Annotated in this window: 30 protein-coding genes; 15 read left to right on the top strand and 15 right to left on the bottom strand. The window is 34.0% G+C overall.

The window, feature by feature from the left end; all coding sequences use genetic code 11:
* Positions 1-109 precede the first annotated feature (109 nt).
* The 8 genes from HUE87_RS06340 to HUE87_RS06305 are packed head-to-tail and all read right to left on the bottom strand — an operon-like array spanning position 110 to position 4,060.
* On the bottom strand, positions 110-271 hold the full coding sequence (locus HUE87_RS06340; RefSeq protein WP_194365378.1) for a hypothetical protein: 162 nt from the start codon (positions 269-271) through the stop codon (positions 110-112).
* Positions 268-738 carry a tRNA (cytidine(34)-2'-O)-methyltransferase gene (locus tag HUE87_RS06335; protein WP_194365377.1) on the bottom strand — a complete coding sequence of 157 codons (471 nt, stop codon included), beginning with the start codon at positions 736-738 and terminating at the stop codon, positions 268-270. Before HUE87_RS06335 ends, HUE87_RS06340 begins: the two co-directional genes overlap by 4 nt.
* A gap of 39 nt (positions 739-777) precedes the next feature.
* A complete protein-coding gene (gene purU, locus HUE87_RS06330) occupies positions 778-1,614 on the bottom strand; it encodes a formyltetrahydrofolate deformylase (protein WP_194365376.1) in 837 nt (278 codons plus the stop codon).
* Positions 1,611-1,961 (bottom strand): CiaD-like domain-containing protein, encoded by a 351-nt coding sequence (locus HUE87_RS06325; protein ID WP_194365375.1) that lies wholly within the window; start codon positions 1,959-1,961, stop codon positions 1,611-1,613. The genes purU and HUE87_RS06325 overlap by 4 nt, the downstream gene beginning before the upstream one ends.
* A complete protein-coding gene (locus HUE87_RS06320; RefSeq protein WP_194365374.1) occupies positions 1,952-2,200 on the bottom strand; it encodes a tetratricopeptide repeat protein in 249 nt (82 codons plus the stop codon). The genes HUE87_RS06325 and HUE87_RS06320 overlap by 10 nt, the downstream gene beginning before the upstream one ends.
* Positions 2,197-3,264, bottom strand: a complete 1,068-nt coding sequence (gene leuB, locus HUE87_RS06315) for a 3-isopropylmalate dehydrogenase (RefSeq protein ID WP_194367903.1) — start codon at positions 3,262-3,264, stop codon at positions 2,197-2,199. The genes HUE87_RS06320 and leuB overlap by 4 nt, the downstream gene beginning before the upstream one ends.
* Entirely contained in the window at positions 3,264-3,776 is a 513-nt protein-coding gene (locus tag HUE87_RS06310; protein WP_194365373.1) for a 3-isopropylmalate dehydratase small subunit, read from the bottom strand. The genes leuB and HUE87_RS06310 overlap by 1 nt, the downstream gene beginning before the upstream one ends.
* 32 nt (positions 3,777-3,808) lie before the next feature.
* Positions 3,809-4,060, bottom strand: a complete 252-nt coding sequence (locus HUE87_RS06305; protein ID WP_194365372.1) for a hypothetical protein — start codon at positions 4,058-4,060, stop codon at positions 3,809-3,811.
* Between the two features lie 511 nt (positions 4,061-4,571).
* On the opposite strand from HUE87_RS06305, the gene HUE87_RS06300 reads away from it, so the two are divergent.
* From HUE87_RS06300 to HUE87_RS06290, 3 genes are read left to right on the top strand one after another with little or no spacing between them, the layout of a single operon-like run.
* Positions 4,572-4,994 carry an ATP-dependent zinc protease family protein gene (locus HUE87_RS06300; protein ID WP_194365371.1) on the top strand — a complete coding sequence of 141 codons (423 nt, stop codon included), beginning with the start codon at positions 4,572-4,574 and terminating at the stop codon, positions 4,992-4,994.
* A gap of 12 nt (positions 4,995-5,006) precedes the next feature.
* Positions 5,007-5,939 carry a 30S ribosomal protein S6--L-glutamate ligase gene (gene rimK, locus HUE87_RS06295; protein WP_194365370.1) on the top strand — a complete coding sequence of 311 codons (933 nt, stop codon included), beginning with the start codon at positions 5,007-5,009 and terminating at the stop codon, positions 5,937-5,939.
* Entirely contained in the window at positions 5,887-6,990 is a 1,104-nt protein-coding gene (locus HUE87_RS06290) for a succinylglutamate desuccinylase/aspartoacylase family protein (protein WP_229855065.1), read from the top strand. Before rimK ends, HUE87_RS06290 begins: the two co-directional genes overlap by 53 nt.
* A gap of 122 nt (positions 6,991-7,112) precedes the next feature.
* Here HUE87_RS06290 and flgG read toward each other — a convergent pair whose 3' ends face one another.
* Together flgG and HUE87_RS06280 are read right to left on the bottom strand one after the other, a co-directional pair.
* A complete protein-coding gene (gene flgG / locus HUE87_RS06285) occupies positions 7,113-7,901 on the bottom strand; it encodes a flagellar basal-body rod protein FlgG (protein WP_194365369.1) in 789 nt (262 codons plus the stop codon).
* 11 nt (positions 7,902-7,912) lie between these two features.
* A complete protein-coding gene (locus tag HUE87_RS06280) occupies positions 7,913-8,734 on the bottom strand; it encodes a flagellar hook-basal body protein (protein ID WP_194365368.1) in 822 nt (273 codons plus the stop codon).
* Between the two features lie 136 nt (positions 8,735-8,870).
* Between HUE87_RS06280 and rpoD the strand changes: the two genes are divergently transcribed.
* Together rpoD and HUE87_RS06270 are read left to right on the top strand one after the other, a co-directional pair.
* Complete coding sequence (rpoD, locus tag HUE87_RS06275; RefSeq protein ID WP_194365367.1) at positions 8,871-10,736, top strand: RNA polymerase sigma factor RpoD; 1,866 nt, start codon at positions 8,871-8,873, stop codon at positions 10,734-10,736.
* A gap of 11 nt (positions 10,737-10,747) precedes the next feature.
* Entirely contained in the window at positions 10,748-11,434 is a 687-nt protein-coding gene (locus HUE87_RS06270; RefSeq protein ID WP_194365366.1) for a hypothetical protein, read from the top strand.
* Here HUE87_RS06270 and HUE87_RS06265 read toward each other — a convergent pair.
* Genes HUE87_RS06265 through hemL form a run of 3 tightly spaced genes read right to left on the bottom strand, consistent with a single transcriptional unit; the run spans position 11,424 to position 13,543 of the window.
* Complete coding sequence (locus tag HUE87_RS06265; protein ID WP_229855062.1) at positions 11,424-11,951, bottom strand: hypothetical protein; 528 nt, start codon at positions 11,949-11,951, stop codon at positions 11,424-11,426. The genes HUE87_RS06270 and HUE87_RS06265 overlap by 11 nt on opposite strands.
* Positions 11,905-12,258, bottom strand: coding sequence for an AtpZ/AtpI family protein (locus HUE87_RS06260; protein WP_194365365.1), 354 nt, complete (start codon positions 12,256-12,258; stop codon positions 11,905-11,907). The genes HUE87_RS06265 and HUE87_RS06260 overlap by 47 nt, the downstream gene beginning before the upstream one ends.
* Positions 12,251-13,543 carry a glutamate-1-semialdehyde 2,1-aminomutase gene (gene hemL / locus HUE87_RS06255; protein ID WP_194365364.1) on the bottom strand — a complete coding sequence of 431 codons (1,293 nt, stop codon included), beginning with the start codon at positions 13,541-13,543 and terminating at the stop codon, positions 12,251-12,253. Before hemL ends, HUE87_RS06260 begins: the two co-directional genes overlap by 8 nt.
* 94 nt (positions 13,544-13,637) lie before the next feature.
* On the opposite strand from hemL, the gene HUE87_RS06250 reads away from it, so the two are divergent.
* The gene (locus tag HUE87_RS06250) at positions 13,638-14,528 is read left to right on the top strand and encodes an energy transducer TonB family protein (RefSeq protein ID WP_194367860.1); all 891 of its coding nucleotides are present in this window, start codon (positions 13,638-13,640) and stop codon (positions 14,526-14,528) included.
* 16 nt (positions 14,529-14,544) lie between these two features.
* Here the strand turns inward: HUE87_RS06250 and HUE87_RS06245 are convergent, their stop codons facing one another.
* On the bottom strand, positions 14,545-15,477 hold the full coding sequence (locus HUE87_RS06245; RefSeq protein ID WP_194367859.1) for an HpcH/HpaI aldolase/citrate lyase family protein: 933 nt from the start codon (positions 15,475-15,477) through the stop codon (positions 14,545-14,547).
* Positions 15,467-15,817 carry a c-type cytochrome gene (locus tag HUE87_RS06240; protein ID WP_194367858.1) on the bottom strand — a complete coding sequence of 117 codons (351 nt, stop codon included), beginning with the start codon at positions 15,815-15,817 and terminating at the stop codon, positions 15,467-15,469. The genes HUE87_RS06245 and HUE87_RS06240 overlap by 11 nt, the downstream gene beginning before the upstream one ends.
* Positions 15,818-15,875: 58 nt before the next feature.
* Here HUE87_RS06240 and folD point away from each other — a divergent pair, with 58 nt between their 5' ends.
* The 9 genes from folD to HUE87_RS06195 are packed head-to-tail and all read left to right on the top strand — an operon-like array spanning position 15,876 to position 23,324.
* On the top strand, positions 15,876-16,733 hold the full coding sequence (folD, locus tag HUE87_RS06235) for a bifunctional methylenetetrahydrofolate dehydrogenase/methenyltetrahydrofolate cyclohydrolase FolD (protein ID WP_194367857.1): 858 nt from the start codon (positions 15,876-15,878) through the stop codon (positions 16,731-16,733).
* Positions 16,734-17,543: a signal peptidase I gene (lepB, locus tag HUE87_RS06230; RefSeq protein ID WP_194367856.1), complete on the top strand. Its 810-nt coding sequence runs from the start codon at positions 16,734-16,736 to the stop codon at positions 17,541-17,543.
* Complete coding sequence (locus tag HUE87_RS06225; protein ID WP_194367855.1) at positions 17,530-18,207, top strand: site-2 protease family protein; 678 nt, start codon at positions 17,530-17,532, stop codon at positions 18,205-18,207. Before lepB ends, HUE87_RS06225 begins: the two co-directional genes overlap by 14 nt.
* A 9-nt stretch (positions 18,208-18,216) precedes the next feature.
* On the top strand, positions 18,217-18,654 hold the full coding sequence (gene rpiB / locus HUE87_RS06220) for a ribose 5-phosphate isomerase B (protein ID WP_194367854.1): 438 nt from the start codon (positions 18,217-18,219) through the stop codon (positions 18,652-18,654).
* 9 nt (positions 18,655-18,663) lie between these two features.
* Positions 18,664-18,996 carry a hypothetical protein gene (locus HUE87_RS06215; RefSeq protein ID WP_194367853.1) on the top strand — a complete coding sequence of 111 codons (333 nt, stop codon included), beginning with the start codon at positions 18,664-18,666 and terminating at the stop codon, positions 18,994-18,996.
* An 11-nt stretch (positions 18,997-19,007) separates the two neighbouring features.
* On the top strand, positions 19,008-19,556 hold the full coding sequence (locus HUE87_RS06210) for an adenine phosphoribosyltransferase (protein ID WP_194367852.1): 549 nt from the start codon (positions 19,008-19,010) through the stop codon (positions 19,554-19,556).
* Positions 19,556-20,755: a tryptophan synthase subunit beta gene (gene trpB, locus HUE87_RS06205; protein ID WP_194367851.1), complete on the top strand. Its 1,200-nt coding sequence runs from the start codon at positions 19,556-19,558 to the stop codon at positions 20,753-20,755. Before HUE87_RS06210 ends, trpB begins: the two co-directional genes overlap by 1 nt.
* Before the next feature lie 39 nt (positions 20,756-20,794).
* Positions 20,795-22,207: a leucyl aminopeptidase gene (locus HUE87_RS06200; protein ID WP_194367850.1), complete on the top strand. Its 1,413-nt coding sequence runs from the start codon at positions 20,795-20,797 to the stop codon at positions 22,205-22,207.
* Positions 22,208-22,238: 31 nt separating this feature from the next.
* Positions 22,239-23,324 carry a cytochrome c3 family protein gene (locus HUE87_RS06195; protein ID WP_194367849.1) on the top strand — a complete coding sequence of 362 codons (1,086 nt, stop codon included), beginning with the start codon at positions 22,239-22,241 and terminating at the stop codon, positions 23,322-23,324.
* Positions 23,325-23,338: the final 14 nt, after the last annotated feature.

The following is a 23,338-nucleotide window of genomic DNA, read 5'->3' as shown; positions in this document are numbered from 1 at the left end:
AGATTTGAAATAAATATAGAAAAATTGGCAGAGAGAATTTTTTAATTAGTTTAAATGAGTTATTTAAATGTTCTAAGCTAAACTCTTCGCGTTTATTAACTTATGAAATTTAATTAGATTCAGTAGAACTATCTGAATTTACTTCTTTTTTCTCTTGATCTTCCCTATCCGCTTCTCTTTGTGCTGACTTATTTTTATGGTAACCACCAAAAACAAATACAAGAAATAATACAAATAGCACTACCATTATTCCATTAATAATAGGGATCATATATTTCCCTTAAATGTACTGTATATCTGTCTTATGGCATCATAAAGAATAATACCTGTACTTATAGCTAAATTTAGACTTCTGCCATCTTTAGTCATTGGTATTGTGATATTTTGCTCTTTATAAGCATTTAGAATATTTTCAGGAATTCCTGCAGTCTCACTTCCAAAAAAAATAAAATCACCATCTTTAAACTCCGCCTCAAAGTATGGCTTATCTGTTTTTGTAGTGGCAAAGTAAGCATTGTCTTTTATCTTGTTCTCAAGGAAGAACTCGTCAATACTCTCCCATACATGTAAGTCTAACTTTTCCCAGTAATCAAGCCCTGCTCTTCGAACCGCTTTTTCATCTATGTCAAACGCTATAGGTTTAATTATATGTAAAGCTGCTCCGGCATTAACGCAAAGTCGACCAATGGCTCCCGTATTGTTAGGTATCTGTGGATTTACAAGTACAATATTAAACAAATGACATTCCCAAAGTTGATTTTATTATAGATAAATTCATTAAAAGATTACAGTTCTGTTAGCATATACAAAAATTCTATCTTCGAGTGCCAATTTAAGAGCACGTGAAAGAACTACTTTTTCTACATCTTTACCAGAGCGCTGCATATCTCTCCAGCCGTAAGCATGATCTACATGTATCACTTCTTGAGCAATAATTGGACCTTCATCGAGGTTGTTATTTACAAAGTGTGATGTAGCACCAATAATCTTAACACCTCTATCATAAGCTTGCTTATAAGGATTTGCTCCTATAAAAGCAGGTAAAAAAGAGTGGTGAATATTAATAATTCTGTCTGCATATACTTCTACAAATCTCGGAGTTAAGATTCTCATGTATTTTGCCAAAACAATATAGTCAATATCTTTGAACTCTTCCAAACATTTAAGTATTTTATTTTCATGTTCTGCTCTGTCTAAATCTACGTGTGAAACTGCTATAAAAGGAATGCCAAATTTAGTGACTAGAGATTCTAAATCACTGTAGTTAGAGACTACTGCTAAAATATTTGCTTCAAGCTCACCTGCTTCATGACGAATCAATATATCACCTAGTGCATGCATCTCTTTTGTAGCCATAATAATTATATTTTTCTTCTTAGGAGCTATTACCTTGATATTTGCACTAGAAGGCAGAACATTTTCTAATAGGTCATAGAGCACATCTAGGTCAATATCTCCATCTACAACGCTTCTCATAAAAAACTTATTATTTTCTTTGTCTACAAACTCATTATTTGAGAGTATATTTAAATCATTATTATAAAATATAGTAGATACTTTATGCACCAACCCTTTTTCATCATAAGCATCAATTAATACTCTGTATTTGCTCATATACTTGTCCCTTTTTCAAGCTCTAGCACTCTTTCGTCAAGAGTTATTAATACGTACTCCAAGAAATTAAGTGTCATATCAACTTTTGCTTCTATATTTGTATTATTCGGTGCTTGAAAGCCCTCAAAAAGAACAAGTAGTCTCTCTCTCATTGAAATTAAAAAAATCATCTCATCACTAGAAGTCTTCTCCTGAGTATATTCACGTTCATCCTCAGTAAATACTTCCTCTTTCACTTCTTTTTTTAGTTTAATTTGAAAATTATTTATAGGTTTTTTATCACTTTTGTCAGTGTTTGTATCTTCCATCTCTGCCAATGTTGATAGTATTACATCTTTTAATTCCATAATTTCAATAACCACCTTTCAAATTCGTTAAACTCTACTTCAGAATCCAATTTTAAAAAAAAGCCCTTCATTTGAGTGTTTACATTTAAAAACTTTTTTCTCATACCGGATAATCTTCTAATAGCAATTTTTGCATCGCTATTAGAAGGGTCTTTTTTTAAAATTTCTTTGTAAATTTCAAGAGCCTCTTCTTTGAGGCCCTGAAGTTCGTAAATATTAGCTAAAGTTAATGTTTTCATTTTGCCGCATAATTAGCAATAATAGAACCCATCTCACTTGTAGAACAAACCTCTTTTGCATCATACTGCGCCAAGTCTTTTGTTCTATAGCCCTCTTTAAGTGCTCTTTTTACAGCAGCGTCTATTTTATCTGCCGCATCAATCTCGCCAAGAGCATATCTTAGCATCATAGAAGCAGAAGATATTGTAGCAATTGGGTTTGCTATGCCTTGACCAGCGATATCTGGAGCAGAACCATGAATAGGCTCATAAACACCTATTTTAGCTCCAACAGATGCAGATGGTAAGAGACCGATAGAACCTGAAAGCATACTTGCCTCATCACTTAAAATATCACCAAAGATATTTCCAGTAAGCATTACATCAAACTGTCTTGGATCACGGATAAGTTGCATCGCAGCATTATCTACGTACATGTGGCTTAGTTCAACTTCAGGGTACTCAGTTGCAACCTCAGTAACCACATCTCTCCATAGCTGAGAAACATCTAAAACATTTGCTTTATCAATAGAGCAAACTCTCTTGCTTCTAGTCATTGCAATCTTAAATGCCTGGTGAGCAATTCTTACAATCTCTTCACGAGTGTAAACCATAGTGTTCCAGCCCTTATCATCAGTGCGACCTTTTGGCTCACCAAAATAGATTCCGCCGATAAGCTCACGAACAACCATTAGGTCAACACCTTCAACAACGCTTGCCTTTAGTGATGAAGCATTAATAAGCTCATCATAAACAACAGCAGGACGAAGATTTGCATAGACACCAAGCTCTTTTCTGAATCTTAAAAGACCACTTTCTGGGCGTTTTTCACGAGGCAGTGAATCCCACTGTGTTCCACCGATAGCACCAAAAAGTACAGCATCACTGTTTAGTGAAATATTTATTGTCTCTTGAGGAAGTGGGTCTCCAGTAATATCATAAGCACAACCACCCATTAGAGCCTCTTCGTACTCAAAATCAAAGTCGAAGCAAGATGATACAGCATCTAAAACTTTCACTGCTTCATCTATTATCTCTGGTCCGATACCGTCACCTTTAATAAGTGCTATTTTATATGTTTTCATCATTTGCTCTCCTGAGCTTTTATTTCATTTTGTGCAAAGTTCATAAGTCCGCCTGCATCTATTAGTTCTTGCATAAATTCTGGAATTGGCGTAAAACTATATGTTTTATTTGTAGTTTTATTTGTTACTGTTCCATCGTTCATATTTACAGTAATATCATCACCTTCAGATATTTCAGCACTCTCTTGAAGTTCGAAAATTGGAAGACCCATATTGAATGAGTTTCTATAAAATATTCTTGCGAAAGTTGGAGCAATAACTGCTGCAACACCAGCAGCTTTAAGTGCGATTGGAGCGTGTTCACGTGAGCTTCCACAACCAAAGTTCTCACCAGCTACTATTATATCGCCAACACTCATCTTGTTAACAAACTCTGGATCAGCGTCTTCCATTACGTGCTTTGCTAACTCCTCTGGTACCGAAGTATTAAGATAGCGAGCCGCTATGATTAAATCTGTGTCAACATCCTTACCAAATGTCCAAACTTTTCCATCAATATTTGCTTTTTTCATTATGAAAATCCTATATTTTTAATATTGTATCTCTAAATAATTTTGCGATTATATCCAAATTGTGATTGTAGTTTTATAAAGCAGTTTCTAAAATAATTATTTATTAAGAATAGGTCACATGTAGATAAATTTGGCTCTCCCACCAAACTGCTTACATGTGCCTGTTTCTCTTCTTGCTTAATAGGAATTTCATATCTTTCTGAAATTTCAAAGCAGATACTGTCTTTTTCAATGCCATATTGTTTTAGAAGTTTACTTGTATTTCCATGTGTAAAATTAGGCATCTCAAATAGCCTGTTGTCAAGGTTGTAAAATAGTTTTATATCTTCAAAACATTAATCTGCGTAAACTTTTTTATAGCTTTCTCGCGTTATTTTATGTCAAAAGAGTAAAGTATATTATCTTTATATACTTGATCAAAAAGAGAAAAGATAGAGCTAAAGCCTACTTCTTGAAAGTTTCTAAGATGTGAAATATGATTATATTTAATAAAATAGATTCATATTTGAGTTCTACATGTAGAATAAAAAAGGTTAATTATGTATGACTAATACAGCATACTACATGTAGACCTTTTAAAGACGTATTTGGAAATTCAAATGTCGTTTATTTTCGAAGTGGAGATTCAATCCACGGGGTCTAATTTTGATTATAGATTTAGAGCTAAACTGTACTCCCTAATAATATTTTTTTGTTAAAAATAAACTTAAGAAAATCTCATTATTCAAGCGTTTAACTTTAACGATTTTATATTATATTATGTGCTATAATTTCCATAATAGGTGGAGCGTATGAATGATAAAAAAGAAAATTATTGGCAAAAAAGAGCTTATCTCTATTTTGGATTTAGAACTATATGGGTTGGATGCAAAAGTAGATACTGGTGCTGATTCTAATGCGCTACACTGTGATGATATATTTGTAGATGAGAATAATATTGTGCACTTCAAACTTTTAGATGAAGTTCATGAAGCTTATAATGGCAAACATATGCAAGTGCCCCTTTACAAAATGAAAAAAATAAGAAGTTCAAATGGAAAACTTCAACATAGGCCGTCAATTAAGGTGGAAATTGAACTTCTAGGCGAAAAGTATTCAACTATTATATCTTTAACGGATCGTTCAGACATGAAGTATCCAATGCTAATAGGAAGAAAATTTTTAGATGGTAAGTTCTTAGTTGATGTCTCACTAGAGTATCTTGCTAAGCAAATATAAAAAAGGACAAATATGATAGTTTATATATTATCGAGAAATGAAAATCTTTACTCTACAAAAAGACTAGTTGAAGCTGGAGAGCAAAAAGGTTGGAATATTAAAGTCATTGATTACCTAAAATGTAGTATTGAGATTATGAAAGGTCATCTAAGTGTTAACTATTTAGGTGCTGAACTGCCTGTTCCTGATGCTATTATTCCAAGAATAGGTGCCAGTAGAACATTTTATGGTACAGCAATGGTAAGGCACTTTGAGATGATGGGTGTATTTTCAACATCAGGTAATTTGGCAATAGCAAGAAGTAGAGATAAGTTAAGAAGCCTTCAGATATTGTCAAAGTATGATGTAGATATGCCAAAAACAGTTTTTGCCTCAAATAAATCAAGTGCAAAAGATGTAATAGCCCTTAGTGGAGGAGCCCCTTTAATACTTAAAATACTTGAGGGGACACAAGGTGTTGGTGTTGTACTTGTAGATACGGAAAAGGCTGCTAAATCAGTACTAGATGCTTTTTACGGAATGGATGTAAGTTTATTAGTTCAAGAGTTTATAGATGAAGCTGGCGGAGCAGATATCCGCGTACTAGTTGTCAATGGTAAAGTTGTTGGTGCTATGAAAAGACAAGGTGCCGAAGGTGACTTTCGGTCAAACCTGCATCAAGGTGGGAGTGCAACTGCACATAAGCTTACAAGAAAAGAAAAATCAACTGCTCTTTCCGCTGCAAAAGCAATGGGACTAGGGGTTTGTGGAGTAGACATGATTCCATCTGCTCGTGGACCACTTGTAATGGAAGTTAACTCATCTCCTGGTCTTGAAGGAATAGAAAAATCAACAAATATAGATATAGCTGCTTCAATAATGGACTATATTGAAGCAAATGTAACTCCACAATGTGAAAGCGATAGAAAGAAAAGAAAAATCAAAAAAGATAAAATTGGAGCTTAATGTGTCTAATGAAAAGTTTATTTTAGGTGGTGTTGAAATAAATAGAGGGGTTAATATAACTATTAACCTTGATTTACCAAAACTTTACAATACTCCTACGCAATTACCCGTTAGAGTTATCAGAGGCAAAAAGGATGGTCCAGTTGTCTTTATAAGTGCTGCAATCCATGGTGATGAATTGAATGGTATAGAAATAATTAGACGATTAAGAAAGTTAAATATTTTAAAAAGATTAAAAGGAACTCTTGTGTTGGTTCCTATAGTTAACGTATATGGAATCATGACTCTTTCAAGATATTTACCTGACAGAAGAGACTTAAACAGAAGTTTTCCAGGTAATAATAAAGGTTCATTAGCTAGTAGAGTAGCAAAGATATTTTTTAATGAGATAGTTACAAAATGTGATTTAGGAATCGATTTACATACAGCTTCCATACATAAGTCAAACTTGCCACAAATTAGGACAAATATAGATAATGAGTATACATTTAGACTTGCTAAATCATTTGGAGCACCTGTTGTTTTACACTCTGAACTCAGAGATGGCTCACTAAGATCTGTAGCTCAAGAAGAAGGTGTCCCAATTCTTTTGTATGAGGCAGGTGAAGCATTAAGGTTTGATGAGGGTTGCATTAGAATTGGAGTTCATGGCATTGTTAATGTTTTAAGAGAAAATAACATGCTTCCAAAAGTATTGAGTAAAAAAACTAAAAAAACACCAATAATTACAAAAACAAGTCAGTGGGTAAGATCAACTGAAAGTGGTATGTTAAGGACAATAAAAGCTCTTGGTGATACAGTCAAAAAAGATGAAGTAATTGCATATATAGATGAACCATTAGATGATGAAAGCTTTGAAATAAAATCACCATTTGATGGTGTAATTATTGGTAAATCAGAAATACCATTAGTGCAAGCAGGTGATGCTGTTTTTCATATAGGTAAATTTAGAAACCTAGAAATTGCTGAAGATAAGATTGAGTATTTTAATGAAGATGCAATGGAATCAAGTGAGTTTCATGAACTAAATGATGAAGATATTATAGAGTGATCTGTTAACACTAATATAGACACTTTTGAAAATAAAACCCAAGTAGTTGAATATCCAGATCTACATGTAGAACAAAACCACAGCTTAATATCAAATAATATCAAGCCATTACTGTGGAGTTGTTATCTTTTTAGATTATTTATAGTTTGTAGCATTTCATCACTTGTTGTGATTACTTTTGAGTTTGAATCATAAGCTCTTTGACCTGTAATAAGGTCAGTTAGTTCTACAACAAGTTCAACATTACTTAGTTCAACAAAACCTTGTCTCAATACTCCAAGACCATCAAGACCTGGTGTACCTTCAACTGGTTGACCTGAACTGTCTGTTTCAATATATAGGTTATCTCCCATAGAGTGTAGACCGGCTGGATTTATAAAGTTTGTAAGTGTAACTTGCCCAATTTGCGTAGCTTGAGTCTGACCAGGCTGAACAACAGTCATTGTTCCGTCTGTACCTATGCTGATGTTTGTTGCATCAGGCGGAATAACAACTTCAGGAACTAGTTTGTATCCATCACTGTTAACCATAGTACCGTTTTCATCAATTTTAAATGCACCATTTCTTGAGTAAACTTCAGTTCCATCTGGAAGCTCAAGTTTGAAAAAACCTCTACCAGTTATAGCTAAATCAAGTTGATTGTCGGTTTGCTTAAGACTTCCCTCTGAAAAAATCTTATTTATCGCAGTAGGACGAGAACCAAGACCAACTTCTATACCTGTGGGACTCTTTGTAACATCACTTGTGGAGGTTCCAGCATATTCCATAACTTTATACATCAAGTCAGCAAACTCTGCACGAGATTTTTTAAATCCAATAGTATTAACATTGGCTATATTATTCGCAGTCGTGTCTATCTGTGTCTGCATCCCTAGCATTCCGGTAGAGGCAGTATAAAGTGATTGCATCATAGTTTAACTCCTTAAGATTTTTTAGCAATTTTTTCAATTGCATCACGGTTCATATCATTCATTTGTGTATCCATAGCTTTTTGATACATTCCAACAAGACGATTTGTTTCTATCATACTTGTCATCATCTTGACGGCATTAACATTACTTTTTTCTACAAAACCTTGTCGTACAGCTCCACTCTCATCTAAACTTTTCAGCTCATCAATCCCAGGATATTTGTAAAGGTTGTCGCCCTCTTTTTTAAGAAGTCTCAAATTGTCTGGCTGTGCAACAAAAAGTTTAGAACCAGCTACTAGCTTAACACTATTTGGTGCATTAGTATACATATTTCCATTTTTATCAACTTCTATAATGCTGTCTTCTCTGTTTATCGTTATAGGGCTCTTTGAAGCAAAGTAGTCATTTGGCAAAACTTCATAACCCTCTTTAGTCATAAGCTTCCCTTCATCATCTGCAGTAAATGAGCCATCTCTGGTAAGTCTTACTCCCTCAGGTGTTTTAACCATAAAAAATAGACCCTCTTCTGACAGAGCAAAATCTAATGGATTATCACTTTTTTGCAATGTACCAAGCGAATGATTAGTAAATGAGTCTACAATTTGTGGCGCTTTATTCATTGCTCTGTTTAGAAACTGAGCCGCTTCTTTAGTATTATTTTCGTTTGGAACTTCATCTCTTGCCTCTTTATATAGACGCATAAAGTCACCAACAACAAGATTATCTTCTTTAAATCCAATTGTATTAACATTGGCAAGATTATTTGCAATAGTATCTAGACGATTAAATTGAGTCACCATACCTGCTGCTGAACTATAATATCCGCTTTGCATAAAAATCCCTTTTTCTAGTTTATTTCAAGACAAAAGCAAGTAGTGTGCCAATAAATAAAAAAGGATATTTTAAGAGTATCTCGGTATAATCCACCTTTAAAAAATCTTACAAAACTCTATATAAGGCATATTTTATATGACAGCTAAAGAACTCAACAAAGCAATTGAAACATTCTTTACCAATCAAAAATCCAAAGAGTGCTCAACATATGAAACACTAATTGAACTTTTTGACAAACAACCAACTGCAGCACAAGCAAAAAATATATTTAAGCTTATTACAAAAAATAAAGCATGTATATACACCGCATCAGAACACGCAAAACTTCTAAATGATAAAGAAGCTGAAGCAAGAAGGTCTGTGCAGAGAAAAATGCTTGAAAACAATGAAACTGACAAGTTTGACATACTAAAAGAGCATGAACTTCTTGAGTGGTCTCGTTCAGACTCTCCAGTTCGTATGTACTTGCGTGAAATGGGTCAGATTCCTCTGCTTACAAAAGAAGAAGAGATAGAAATATCTAAAAAAATAGAAAGTGGTGAGAGTATTATAATTGATGCAATCTGTTCTGTTCCATACTTAATAGATTTTATTTTAGACTATAAGGAACCTTTAATTAACCGCGAAAGAAGAGTTAAAGAGCTGTTTAAAAGTTTTGAAGATGAAAAAGAAGAGTCAGACACTAATGATGACACAGAATCAGTTGAAGACTCATCTGATGAAGTTAAAGAAGTAGTATTAACAGCTAAAGACAAAACAAGAGTTGAAAAAGTAACCGTAAGTTTTAAAGCATTAGAAAAAGCAAAAAAAGAGTGGGTAAAACTTGCTGATCAATCAACAGAAAATTTAGATGGTGATATAACAGAAGAAATAGTTATGTACTTCTTGGGCGTTACATTTAAAAAAGGTGCGCTTAGAGAGAAATTATTAGACTTGGGGCCAACTTCAAAACTAATAAATGAACTTGTAAAAGCGATGGAAACCGCATTAAAAAGCGATGATGGTTATGACAAAGAATTAAAAAGATTAGAGTATAAATTACCACTGTTTAACTCAACATTAAAAGCAAATCACAAAATTTTAGTTGATAAAATTTGTGACTTAAACAAAGAAGATATTGCTAATATGGTTCCAGAAGCTACTATGGTTAGTACATATATGGAAATTAAAAAGCTTGCTCAAACAAAAGAGGCTTCAAAAAATAGTTTTGATATGGAGCCTGAAAAACTAGCTGATATTTTAGAGCAGATTAAACGTGGTAAAAATATTTCTGAAATCTCTAAGACTAAGATGGCTAAATCAAATCTAAGACTTGTTGTCTCAATTGCAAAAAGATACACCAATCGTGGACTCCCTTTTCTTGACCTTATTCAAGAAGGAAACATTGGTCTTATGAAAGCTGTTGACAAGTTTGAATACCAAAAAGGTTATAAATTCTCAACATATGCAACTTGGTGGATTCGTCAGGCAATCAGCCGTGCAATTGCAGATCAAGCAAGAACTATCCGTATACCAATCCATATGATTGAAACAATCAACCGTATTAATAAAATAATGCGTAAACACCTTCAAGAGCATGGTAAAGAGCCGGATGTTGAAACAATTGCTGAAGAAGTGGGATTGTCAGTAGAAAAAGTTAAAAATGTAATTAAAATTACAAAAGAACCTATTAGTCTCGAGGCTCCTATTGGTAGTGAAGATGATGGTCGTTTTGGAGACTTTATTGAAGATAAAACATCGCTTTCTCCATCTGATGCTATACTAAAAGATGATTTAAGAGTTCAAATTGAAACTGTACTAGAACAATTAAATGAGAGAGAAAAAGCTGTTATAAAACTTCGTTTTGGAATAATGGATGATGAAAGTGATAGAACTTTAGAAGAGATTGGAAAAGAGCTAAATGTTACTCGAGAACGTGTTCGTCAAATAGAGTCTAGTGCTATTAAAAAACTGAAGCACCCTAAAGTTGGAAGAAAACTTAAAAACTATATAGAAGAGTAGCAGAATAAAATATGACTTTTGAACAACAGTGGATAGAGTATGATTACAACCCTTTCATACTCTTTGATTCAACCGGAAAAATAATATCACTAAACTCTGAATCACAGTTCTTTCTTGCTGCTACTAGTGCAGATGAGATTTTTAAAATAGCAACCACATATGCGAATGTAACTTTTGGGTTCAAAACAACTTTTATAGAGTTGGAATTTGGACGTTACAAATTTTTTGCAGTTACTGTTGGGTATGAAAATGAAAATGAGGTAGGGATTAAACTTTACCAATCCCCATCTTTCAAGATTAATAAGCCTCCTCAACCTATTGGTGAACTAACAAATATCTATACACTTGTGGACCTATGTATATCTACAAACTCTATTAACTCAAATATTATTTTTACAAAAGAACTTGACCCAACAATACCAGAAATTATTATTGATTCAAACAGCTTTATTAAAATACTCAATAAAGTATATTTATGTTTTAGTGAGAATGAAAAAATAAATACCAAAATATTTTATAGAGTTGGAGAGCATATAAAATTTGATGATAAAAAGTATAGTTTATTTTCTGTTGAGATCAGTGCTCAAAACATAGACAAACATAAAATGAATGAACTGGAAATTCTAACTGCAAATACAAGCTTTTATATAGATATAAAAGAGAAGGTAACTATAAATATACCTATGATTACTGCTTAGAGCTTATATATCCAACAACTATACCAACCAATAAAGATGGTAAATAGATTGAAATGTCTAAAAGGTTGTTGTTTTTAAGAGCAATAAACCCCAATATAAGAAACACATATGGAACAAGTCTATAGAGTGAAAAACCTGCTCTGCCACCTTTTTTAATATCACTAATATTTAAAATTTTTATCTTCTTTTTCTCTTGTTTAACAATCTCTTTTAAATCAAGCTCTTCATATGGGGCATTGTTTAGAGGTTCTTCATCATAAAGTTCATATGGATCTTCCAATTCATCAAGGAACTCTCTTTTTTCATTAATGTTTTCGGCTTGAATCTGTGTTTCAATCATACGTTTATATGCGAACATTGAACCTATAATTATAAAAAAACTGCTTAAAAAAGCTATCTGCAGATTTATGAAAAACTCAAACGAAAATAACTGCGTAGCCAAAATAAGTATCTCAACTACTAAAAAAAATTTAATGGCTTTTTTCGCCATAGTCATCTTCCCAAAAACTATCTTCATCGTCTTCATCATCTTCTAGTTTTTTCTTAATTGCATAACGTGGCTCTTTCGCCAACTCCTCGTACTCTTTATACTGTTTTGCATAGGCTTTGTAAACATTCAAAACAGCTGCTGCTATTCCAACAAAAACACCTATCCAAAAAGTCCAAGCATGTCCTGTCATACTTTTTAGCAAATATCCTATTCCAACACCCATAACAACTGCTACAACCATTGAGATACCTAAAGAGAGGCTATCAGCTGCCTCAATAATAGGTTTTATTCTAGGTTTGCGTTCTTCTTTTGACTCTTCATTATTTTCACCCATTTGTGATTGCCTTAAATACTCTTGCACTAGCAGTAATTGTATCTTCAATCATCTCATCTGTAGTTGCTGTAGAGATAAAGCCTGTTTCATATAGTGAACATGCAAAGTAAAAACCTTCTTTTAACATACCTGAGTGAAACTTAGCGAATAGTTCTGCATTTGAGTTACATGCATCAGCAAAGTTTTTTACTGGTTTTTCGTTAAAGAAAAATCCAAACATACTTCCGCGTGTATCTATCTGCATTGTAATTTTGCAAGCCTCTGCTTCTTTTTGCATTCCCTCAACCAATCTAGTTGCTCTTGCATTTAATACAGACATTACTTGAGCATTTTTCTTTAGTTTGCTTATAGCAGCTAGTCCTGCTGCCATTGCAACTGGGTTTCCACTAAGAGTTCCTGCTTGATATACTGGTCCTTCAGGGGAGAGTTTTGCCATTATTTCTGCTCTTGCACCAAATGCACCAACCGGCATACCTCCACCGATAACTTTACCAAGAGTGATAAGGTCTGGCTTAACACCAGTTATTGACTCAGCACCATTAATAGATGCTCTAAAACCACTCATAACTTCATCAAAAATAAGTAGAGTGCCATTTTCGTCACAAAGCTTTCTTAATTCGTGCAAGAACTCTTTATCTGCTGGAACAAGACCCATATTTCCTGCTATTGGCTCAATAATTACACATGCAATGTCTTTGCTATCTGCAAAACATTTCTTTACACTCTCTATATCATTATAAGTTGCCAGTAAAGTATGTTTCGTAAAATCTGCGGGAACACCAGGTGAACTAGGGTTTCCAAAAGTAACAGCACCACTTCCAGCTTCAACTAATAATGAATCACTATGACCATGATAGCACCCTGTAAACTTAACAATATCATCACGACCTGTAAATCCACGAGCTAAACGAATAGCGCTCATTACAGCTTCTGTACCACTGCTTACGAATCTTATCTTATCAATTGAGTCAAACATAGATATCACAAGAGAAGCTAAATCTGTCTCAGCCTGTGTTGGAGCTCCAAAACTAAGTCCGTGCTTTACAGCCTCTATTACAGCACTCTCAATTGCTTCATCTCTGTGACCAAATATAAGTGGTCCCCAGCTTTGTACAAAGTCAACATACTTGTTTCCATCAACATCAGTTATATATGCTCCACTACCCTCTGTTATAAAAAGTGGTGAGCCTCCAACACTGCTAAATGCTCTTACTGGAGAGTTAACTCCACCTGGGATTAATTCTTTTGCTTGATTGAACGCTTTAAGTGATGCTTGTGTACCCATTGAATAACCTTAATAATTTTTTTGTTATTATAGCCAATAACTATTAATCTATATTAGTTATAATCATTCAAAAATTTATAATAAATGGAAATATTTGAATCGCTCATCTTTTGCCCTTTTTGTGGCACTCTTAATTCACTTTTTACTTATCTTGCTCTTTTGGCTACTTGGTAGCATAACGCCTGAAGTAAAAAAACCAATAAAAGAAAAAGAGGAACAAAGGATGAAAGTATCTCTAAAAGAGATGCCTAAAAAGTTTAAAGATGCAGGAGTTACAAAAAAAATAATAAAACCATCTAATATAGCTCCACCTATGCCAAAAGGAAAACAACTTAAAGAGATTGTTAAGTTTATAAAGCAGCAGCCAATCTTATATGATCAAAAAAAGATACAAGAGCAACCAGAAATAAAAAAACAGCCAATAAATCTCCCAAAGGAAGAGCCCGAAGTAGAAGAAAAACCAATTAACAAAACAGAGCCTCTGCCACCAAAAGAGAAGCATGTAGTCTTAGAGTCTAAAAAAGAGCCGGTAAAAGAAGAAAAAAAAGACCCTCTTGCCTGGATGTATGAAGACAAATCATCACAAGAGATAAAGAAGAAAAAAACTGTTGCTCAAAGCAGTAGTAGCATAGACCAAAATATAAAAGAGCTTTACGGCGAGGAGTTTGGAAAACTTACTCCAGGTCAACAACAATACATAATAGATAATCAGGAGATTATGAGAAGGATAACTCAGCAGGTCTTAACCAGAGTTGCAAGTGTAAATTTACCAAGAGATATGAATGTTAATAGAAGTAATATTATAGAGTTTTATCTTCATCCAAATGGTGATATAAGTGATTTTAGATTTTTACAAAAAAGCGGATATTTCGTACTTGACAACACTACAAAAGAGACTATTGACTACGCATACAGCAAATACCCAAGACCGAGTGAAAAAACATTGATTAGATACAACGTTTTTTATAATTTAGCTAGATATTAAATTCTACATGTAGAGTTCATTTTTTCTCAAGTAGAGCTAAAGCTCCCTTATAGATTGGCTCATCTATAAAACCATACTCCTCATCTACAAAGCCTGTTATACCCTGCTCTTTATGCATTTCAAAAAGCTTTATAATTACTTGTGCCCTTTGAATCTCTTTAACTTCATTTACAAACATTTTGTTCACATGTAATACCTGCTCTGGAGATATACACCCTTTTGCGTCATAACCGATACTCTTTTCGAGCTCTAGCCATTTATCGAACTCTATTAAATTTTTAAACTCCTGATAAACAAAAGAGACAGGTTTTATGCCCATTGTTTTACAAGAGATAAAAAAATGAGATAACATGTATAGCATTGTTGGATTATCTCTATTTACAAGATTGTGAGATAGCTTTATATCTGCAAACAGGTCTAAAATACCAAAATAAAATGTTGTTACTTTCTCATTAACTCTTAGGGAAGATAAGTTGTGCCAAGCTGACGCAGTTTCGATAGATAGGTGAAGCTCAATCTCGTCATTTACAAGAGCACTTACCCGTTCCACTTCCTGTGGCGTATTAACTTTAGGAACTCTTATGGCATCAGGCATAAATTGATTTAAGTATGTTATCTCTTCATATCCAGTTTCATCAAGAGGGTTTACCCTTACTACAAGTTTTTTATTACATGTAGGCAAGTGTGATAAAAATATGGCACATAATACTAATGCAAAAGGTTTCTCTTCTTTGCTTACGCCATCTTCTAAATTAAGCATAATACAGTCTGCTTCTAAATCTTCTATTTTGCTTAAATGCTTTATATTATTGCACGACAACATTAATGCTGAACGAAAATCATTATGTTTGTTTATATTTCTGTATTTAGGTTTTGCAAGAGCATCAAGAGCCTGTAAATCTCTATTTTTATAAGCTGTTTGTATCTCTAATAATAATTCATTTTTCATTTGAACTGCTTTTTTTCTTTTTTTCTTGGAGGTAGAAATAGAGTGCTTGAATCTCTTTTTTTGTCAAAAAGTATCTAGGCATACCATTTTTTCTTTCATTTAATGCCTTGTGAAATTTGCCAAAATCAAGACTGTTTATTGCATTGCCGCTAAAGCTTTTTTTTATTTTCTTATCCATATAAGTAGCAACAAGCCTACCTTCTCCACTCTCCCCATGGCACAAATGACAACCTATTCCTCTTGGGTTTTTATAGAGTGATGATGCGTATTCCATAGGTGTAATAAAGCTAGATTTTGCAAATAGGTAAAATGGCATTAATAAAAATAATATGTATCTCATAAAGCGACCCTTCAATATATATCGGTATAATAACAAAAAAATAATTTATGAGGTTTAAATGCAACTTCTCGATGGTAAAGCACTTTCAACAAAGATAGAAACTATTGTACTTAGTGGCGTAAAAGAGTTTAAAAAAATTTCTGGCTCAGTTCCAGGATTAGCCGTAGTACTAGTAGGCCATGACCCTGCTAGTGCTGCTTATGTTAGCATGAAAAAAAAGGCGTGTGATAGAGTTGGCTTTTATTCTGTTACGCATGAAATGCCAGAAGATATTTCTCAAGAAGCAATAGAAAATACAATTACAATGATGAATAACAATCCAAATATTGATGGGATATTAATTCAACTTCCGCTTCCTCCTCAAATTGATACAACAAAAATACTTGAATTAGTAGATCCAAGTAAGGATGTAGATGGTTTTCACCCATATAATGTCGGTCGTTTAACAACTGGACTTGATGGATTTGTTCCATGTACTCCACTTGGAGTTATGGAACTTTTAGCAGAGTACAATATTGATATTAAGGGGAAAAACTGCGTTGTAGTAGGCGCTTCTAATATAGTAGGAAAACCTATGGCTGCCCTACTTTTAAATGCTGATGCAACTGTTGAAATCTGCCATATATTTACTGATGATTTGAAAAAACATACACTAAATGCTGATATTCTTTTAGTTGGTGTCGGTGTAATAAATCTTATAAAAGAAGATATGGTAAAGCAAGATGCAATAATAATTGATATTGGAATAAACAGAGCTGATAATGGAAAACTTGTTGGTGATGTTGACTTTGAAAATGTTAGCAAAAAATGCTCTTACATAACTCCAGTTCCAGGTGGAGTTGGTCCTATGACAATAGCTATGCTACTTAGCAATACTCTAAAAGCTGCAAATGCCAATGCGCTTAGGAGAGTATAGATGAAGGAGATTTTGCACAAAACTTATAGATTCTCAAACTCATGGACAGGAACTATAATCATAGTTTTATTTGTAATATTTTTTATAGCTCAAGCATTTAGAATTCCTAGTGGTTCAATGAAAGACTCACTTCTTATTGGTGACCACCTTTTTGCCAAAAAATTCGCCTACGGTATCTCCATGCCTCATATACCATTCTTGGAAATGTCCATTATGCCGTGGAGTGACAAGCTTCGCCTGATGGACGGAGACAAGCCAAAAAGAGGCGATATAGTGATTTTCAGACCGCCAAACAACACTAAACAGCATTTTGTAAAGAGATGTGTTGCAACTCCTGGTGATGAGCTGTTTTTACATGAGAAAAATTTATTTATTCATTTCAGTGAAGGTGATGAGTGGATAAAAGAGAATTTTAAAGGCTTTGAGATAGTAGTATTTGCAGGAAGACTGTGGGTTAAAAATCCTTACAGAAAACAACATCCTGGTATTCATAATGACACTAAAATAGTTGATAATGGTAAATATCATTCTCAGCTGTTTAACTTTGCACCTATTAAAATTGAAGAAGATAACTACTTTATGATGGGTGATAATCGTGACCATTCTAATGACAGCCGTTTTTGGGGAGCAGTGCCTTATGATAACATTGAAGGAACTCCTTGGTTTATCTACTTCAGCGTTGATGAACATTGGGAAATCAGATGGGATAGAATCGGTAAAACTCCTACAGACTTGGAATCACCTGAACACTTAGAAAAAGCAATAGCAGAACGAATAAAAAAAGACAAAGATGACCATGGAATCTATTGATTTACTTAAAATACTAGCAGCCGTATTGGCGCTTGCAGTAGCAATTATAGGACATGAAATAATGCACGGCTGGGTTGCTTACATGTACGGCGATTCAACTGCAAAAAATGCAGGCAGATTAACTATAAATCCTCTATCTCATATAGATTTGGTTGGAACAATCATAGTTCCGTTAAGTTTGTACTTTTTACCAATGCTTCTAGGTGGAGAAAGTGGCTTTTTATTTGGTTGGGCAAAGCCGGTTCCTATAAATACAGCAACCGTTATTAAAAGAGCTGGATACAATGGAGCTATGCAGGTTGATTTAGCTGGGATTGTATATAATTTCACATTGGCAGTTTTTGCGTCTATAGCGATTGTTTCCATGAGTAAACCAACTAATGCTGATAGCTTGGTTTATATATTTGCATATATATTTGTATTTCAACTATTGATTATAAACGTTGTTTTAGGTGTCTTTAATCTGCTTCCTATTCCTCAGTTTGATGGTGCTCATTTTATTATGCACTTGTCTCTAAAATACAAACTAAATGCAATTGCGGAATTCTTTTACAAGAACGAGAGGTATGGGATAATAATAGTGCTTATTGTTCTTATGACCCCTTTAAAAAATTATCTGTTGCTGATACCTGTTCAAACAGTTTTAAACCTACTACTAACATAAAGGAAGAAAATGAAATTTTATATCGCTACAGACCACGCTGGAATTGATTTAAAAGATTACACAGTTGAACTGCTTAAAGAAAAAGGGCACGAAGTTGCAGACTTAGGTCCTTTCTCAAAAGATAGAGTTGACTATCCTGACTATGCAGTTAAAGTCTCAGAAGCTGTGTTGGCAGAGAGTGATTCACAAGGGATTCTTATATGTGGCTCAGGTATCGGTATGAGTATGGCGGCGAATAGACACTCAGGAATACGAGCGGCTCTTTGCCACGATGCTTACACTGCAACTGTTGCTCGTGGACACAATGATGCAAATATTCTCTGCTTTGGCGAAAGAATTATAGGTCGCGGTGTGTGTGAGTCTATCCTTGATGCTTGGATAGCTAGTAGTTTTGATGGTGGTAGACACTCTGGTCGAGTAGAAAAAATAGAAGCAATAAACTCTTAAAGGAAAGCTATGTTTTGGGAATGGTCACTTTTAACAATATTATCAATTCTTTCTATATATTTGTTTGTTAAAATGTTTTACTTCAAAAGCATTACAAACAAAGAACAAAGAAGCAATGAGTTGATGAAATTAACTCTTAAAGAAGCTGAGATACTTATTAGAAAGTATCAAATTCAGCTTCAGCGTGCTTTAGGCAATGTGGATATTTTAAGCGATGAGTTAACAAAACTAAGAAATGAACTTAAAATACTAAAGCAGAGAAACACGAAACATAGACAAGAGACAGACCGTTTAAATAGTAAAATTAAAGCACTAGAGAATCGTATTGACGCTCTATTATAAAGGAATAAATCATGACACTAAGCAATATTGAGAGAAAAATAATTGAAAACTCCATAAGGGATATAAAGGACTTTCCAAAACCTGGAATTGTTTTTAAGGATATCACAACTTTGTTAAATGACAAAGAAGCTTACGGTGTCTTAATGAACCATCTTTATCAAAGATATAAAGAGTACAACTTAGACTATATTGCTGGTATTGATGCAAGAGGTTTTATATTTGGTGCAGCACTCGCACAGATGCTTAGAGTTGGTTTTGTACCTATTCGTAAAAAAGGAAAACTACCATACACTACAATCAGTGAGAAGTATTCATTAGAGTATGGAGTAGATGAAGTTGAAATACATATTGATGCTTTTAGTAGTATAGAAAATGCAAGAGTTCTTCTTATTGATGACCTAATAGCTACCGGAGGAACTGCAAATGCTGCTGCTACGCTTGTTAAACAAGCAGGTGCGCAGTGCATTGAAGCTTGTTTTATAATTGCTCTAAGTTTCTTAGATGGAGTGGAAAACCTAGAAAGTAAAACTGATGTTTACTCACTGATAGAGGTTAACTAATGTATATACCATCGGCTTCTAAATACGACCCAGATGAAAATGGACATTTTGGTATCTTTGGTGGTAGATATGTTCCTGAAACGCTTATGCCATCACTATTAAAGCTTAAAGGTGAGTATGAATCTATACGCTTTGATAAAAAGTTTTGGGGTGAAGTAGACTACTATCTAAAAGATTATGTAGGTCGCCCTTCCCCACTATATTTTGCTGAAAATATTTCAAATGAACTTGGTGCAAAAATCTATATTAAAAGAGAAGATTTAAACCATACCGGTGCACATAAAGTAAACAATGTAATAGCTCAGGGGCTAATGGCAAAAAGACTCGGTTATAAAAAAATTATAGCCGAAACTGGTGCTGGACAACATGGCGTTGCAACTGCAACCATTTGTGCACTCTTGGATTTAGAGTGTGAAGTTTTTATGGGTGCAAAAGATGTGCAAAGACAAGAGCTTAATGTTTTTAGAATGAAACTTCTTGGCGCTAAAGTAAACTCTGTTGAGAGTGGCTCGCGTACACTAAAAGACGCAATGAATGAAGCAATCCGTCATTGGGTAACAAATGCAAGAGACACTTTTTACATTATTGGAACCGTAGCCGGTCCTCATCCATACCCGATGATGGTTAGAGATTTTCAAGCTATTATAGGTTATGAAGCAAGAGCACAGATACTTGAAAAAGAGAATCGTCTGCCAGATCATGTAATAGCTTGTATTGGCGGTGGTTCTAATGCAATAGGGATGTTTCAGCATTTTTTAGAAGATGAAGAAGTTGAATGTATAGGTATTGAAGCCGGTGGGCTTGGGATAGAAACAGATAAACATGGTTGCTCACTTAAAAAAGGTCGTCCAGGTGTTTTACATGGTCAAATGAGCTATACACTCCAAGATGAAGATGGTCAAATATTAGAAGCGCACTCTATATCAGCTGGGCTTGACTATCCAGGTATTGGACCTGAGCACTCTTTTCATAGTGACAATAAATCTGTAAGCTATGATAATGTAACCGACCAAGAAGCACTTGATGCTTTTGTATGGTTATCTAGAAAAGAGGGAATTATTCCGGCATTTGAAAGTGCTCATGCTGTAGCTTATCTTAAAAAACTACCAAATATAAAAGATAAACTAATCATCTTAAACCTTTCCGGCCGTGGTGATAAAGATATGATTCAAGCTAAAGATATTCTTCACTTTGATTAATATCTTAAAAAAATAATATTAACAACTATAGGAACAAAAATGAATATTCAATTATTAAACAAAAATATTACTGATATTGAAGCTCAAGTAATAGTTACATTTTTAACAAAAGATGAGTTAAAAGAGCATAAAGAATTTACACTATTAAATAATGCAGGGTTTACAGCGGAGCAGGATTCCAAATGTTTTTTATATGAGAAGGCTACCATATATTGCGGAATTGATAGTAAAAACAGCGATGATGTAAGAAGTGCAAGTGCAGTGATGATTAAAGCACTAAAAGCATCAAACTACACAAGTGCTAAATTAGATGTTGTTTCTATTGCTACCATAACTGCAATCGTTGAAGGCGTAGTTTTAGGTGGGTATGAGTTTAATCAATATAAATCTAAGCCAAAAAAGACAACTTTAGAAAATATATCTTTGTGTTGCAATGACTCAAATTTTGAAATAATGCAAAAAACTTTTAAAGAAGCACTAATTGTTGCCAACGCTACATGCTTTACTCGTGATATAGTAAATACAGCACCACAAGAGATGCATCCACAATCCATGGTTGAACTAGCTAAAAAATTAGCATCTGACAATTCACTAGAGTGTGATATTCTTCAGGAAAAAGAGCTAGAAGAAGAGGATATGGGTGCTATGCTAGCAGTTGGTCGTGCCTCTGTTCATGGAAGTGCATTAATACATCTGTCATATAAGCCTGCTAATCCTAAAAAAATAATCTCTCTTGTTGGTAAGGGTCTAACTTATGATAGTGGCGGATTAAGTCTTAAGCCTGCAACATCAATGGTAACTATGAAAATGGATAAAGCTGGAGCATGTGCAGTTATGGGGATGATAAAAGCAGCAAGCGAATTAAAACTTGATGTTGAGATTCATGCTTTTATTGGAGCAGTTGAGAATATGGTTGGCGGAAACGCATACAAACCTGATGATATATTAGTTTCACGTAGCGGAACCACAATAGAAGTTAGAAACACTGATGCTGAGGGTCGATTAGTTTTAGCAGATGTTTTAACTTATGCTCAAGATAAAGTCAAAGCTGACTATATATTTGATTTTGCAACACTTACAGGTGCATGTATGGTTGCTCTTGGCCAGTATACAACCGGCATAATGGGACACTCTAAAAAAGTAAAACATGACTTTTTAAAAGCTGGAACTAAATCTGGTGAATTAGTTGGTTCTCTTCCATTCAACAGACATCTTAAAAAACTTCTAAAAAGTGAAATAGCAGATATTTCAAATGTTTCTTCAAAACCTTATGGCGGAGCTATAACAGCCGGTCTTTTTTTAGATAAGTTTATACAAGATGACATGAAAGATAAATGGATGCATTTTGACATAGCTGGATCAGCATACACAGAAGCTCCATGGGACTGTAATGTACATGGGGCAACTGGTGCTGGCGTGCGTATGGTGAGTCACTATTTAAAAAATATTTAACTTCACAATAAAAATAGAATTTAGAGAGAAAATGAAACCTTCAATATTAGTGATACCAATTGTAATTTTAATGGCTTGTAATTATTTACAAGCTGAAAATAAACAAGCCCAAAGTATTCAAAATGTTTACAAACATTCAAAAGAGGAACTAAAAAACAAGTGTGATACATGTCATGATATGCGTGAAGGAAATAAGTACTTCCATATGCCTGTAAAAATAGGAACTTGTACTGCATGCCATAATGTTAACACTGATACAAAAGACCTACTTAGAATAAAAGAATCTCCTGAAATGTGCATATTATGTCATTCCGCTAAAAGAGCTACTTATTACAAAGACAAATATCAGCACCCCGCCATTAAACAAAAAGGCTGCACAGGCTGTCACGATCCACATTCTGGTGAACGTAAATTTAGACTAAAACATGATAAAAGAAAAGATCTATGCCTTAGTTGTCATACAGAAAAAAAAGAGTGGATTAGCAGTGTTAAAAATAAACATGGTGCAATATTTTTAGAAGATGGCGGATGTTTCTTTTGTCACGATCCACATGGCACAAATAGACCAAAGATGTTAAAAGCTCCAACATCAAAAGATTTATGCCTTTCATGTCATAACAAGCCACTAAAAAGAGACGAAGATGGTAAAATGCTTCTAAATATGAAAGAGCATTTGGATAACAACTCTAAGTGGCACGGTCCAATTATTACTGGAAATTGCGTAGGATGTCACAATCCACATGGTTCTAACAATCATAGGATGCTAAAGGGTCCTTACCCCTCTAAAAGCATAGCAAAATTTAAACCTGAGAGTTATTTCTGTTTTATTTGTCATGATAGTGAAAAGATAACTCAAGCCTCTACTACAACATTTACAAATTTTAGAAGAAATGATAAGAACCTTCATACCATACATGTAAAGAAATCCTCAATTGTATGTGGAACCTGTCATGAGTTTCATGCTGTAAAAAAGCAAATACCTCTACTTAAAGAGAAAACAACATTTGCAGGAACAAAATTTTCTTTAAACTATATAAAAAATATAGATGGCGGTTCATGCAACCCAATTTGCCACAATAAAAGAGAATATAAAAGAGGGATTGAGGCTAGAAAATAGTTATCCAAGGATGA

The sequence above is a fragment of the Candidatus Sulfurimonas marisnigri genome (assembly GCF_015265475.1).
Classification (GTDB): domain Bacteria; phylum Campylobacterota; class Campylobacteria; order Campylobacterales; family Sulfurimonadaceae; genus Sulfurimonas; species Sulfurimonas marisnigri.
This window is presented reverse-complemented; position numbering and strand designations above follow the sequence as displayed.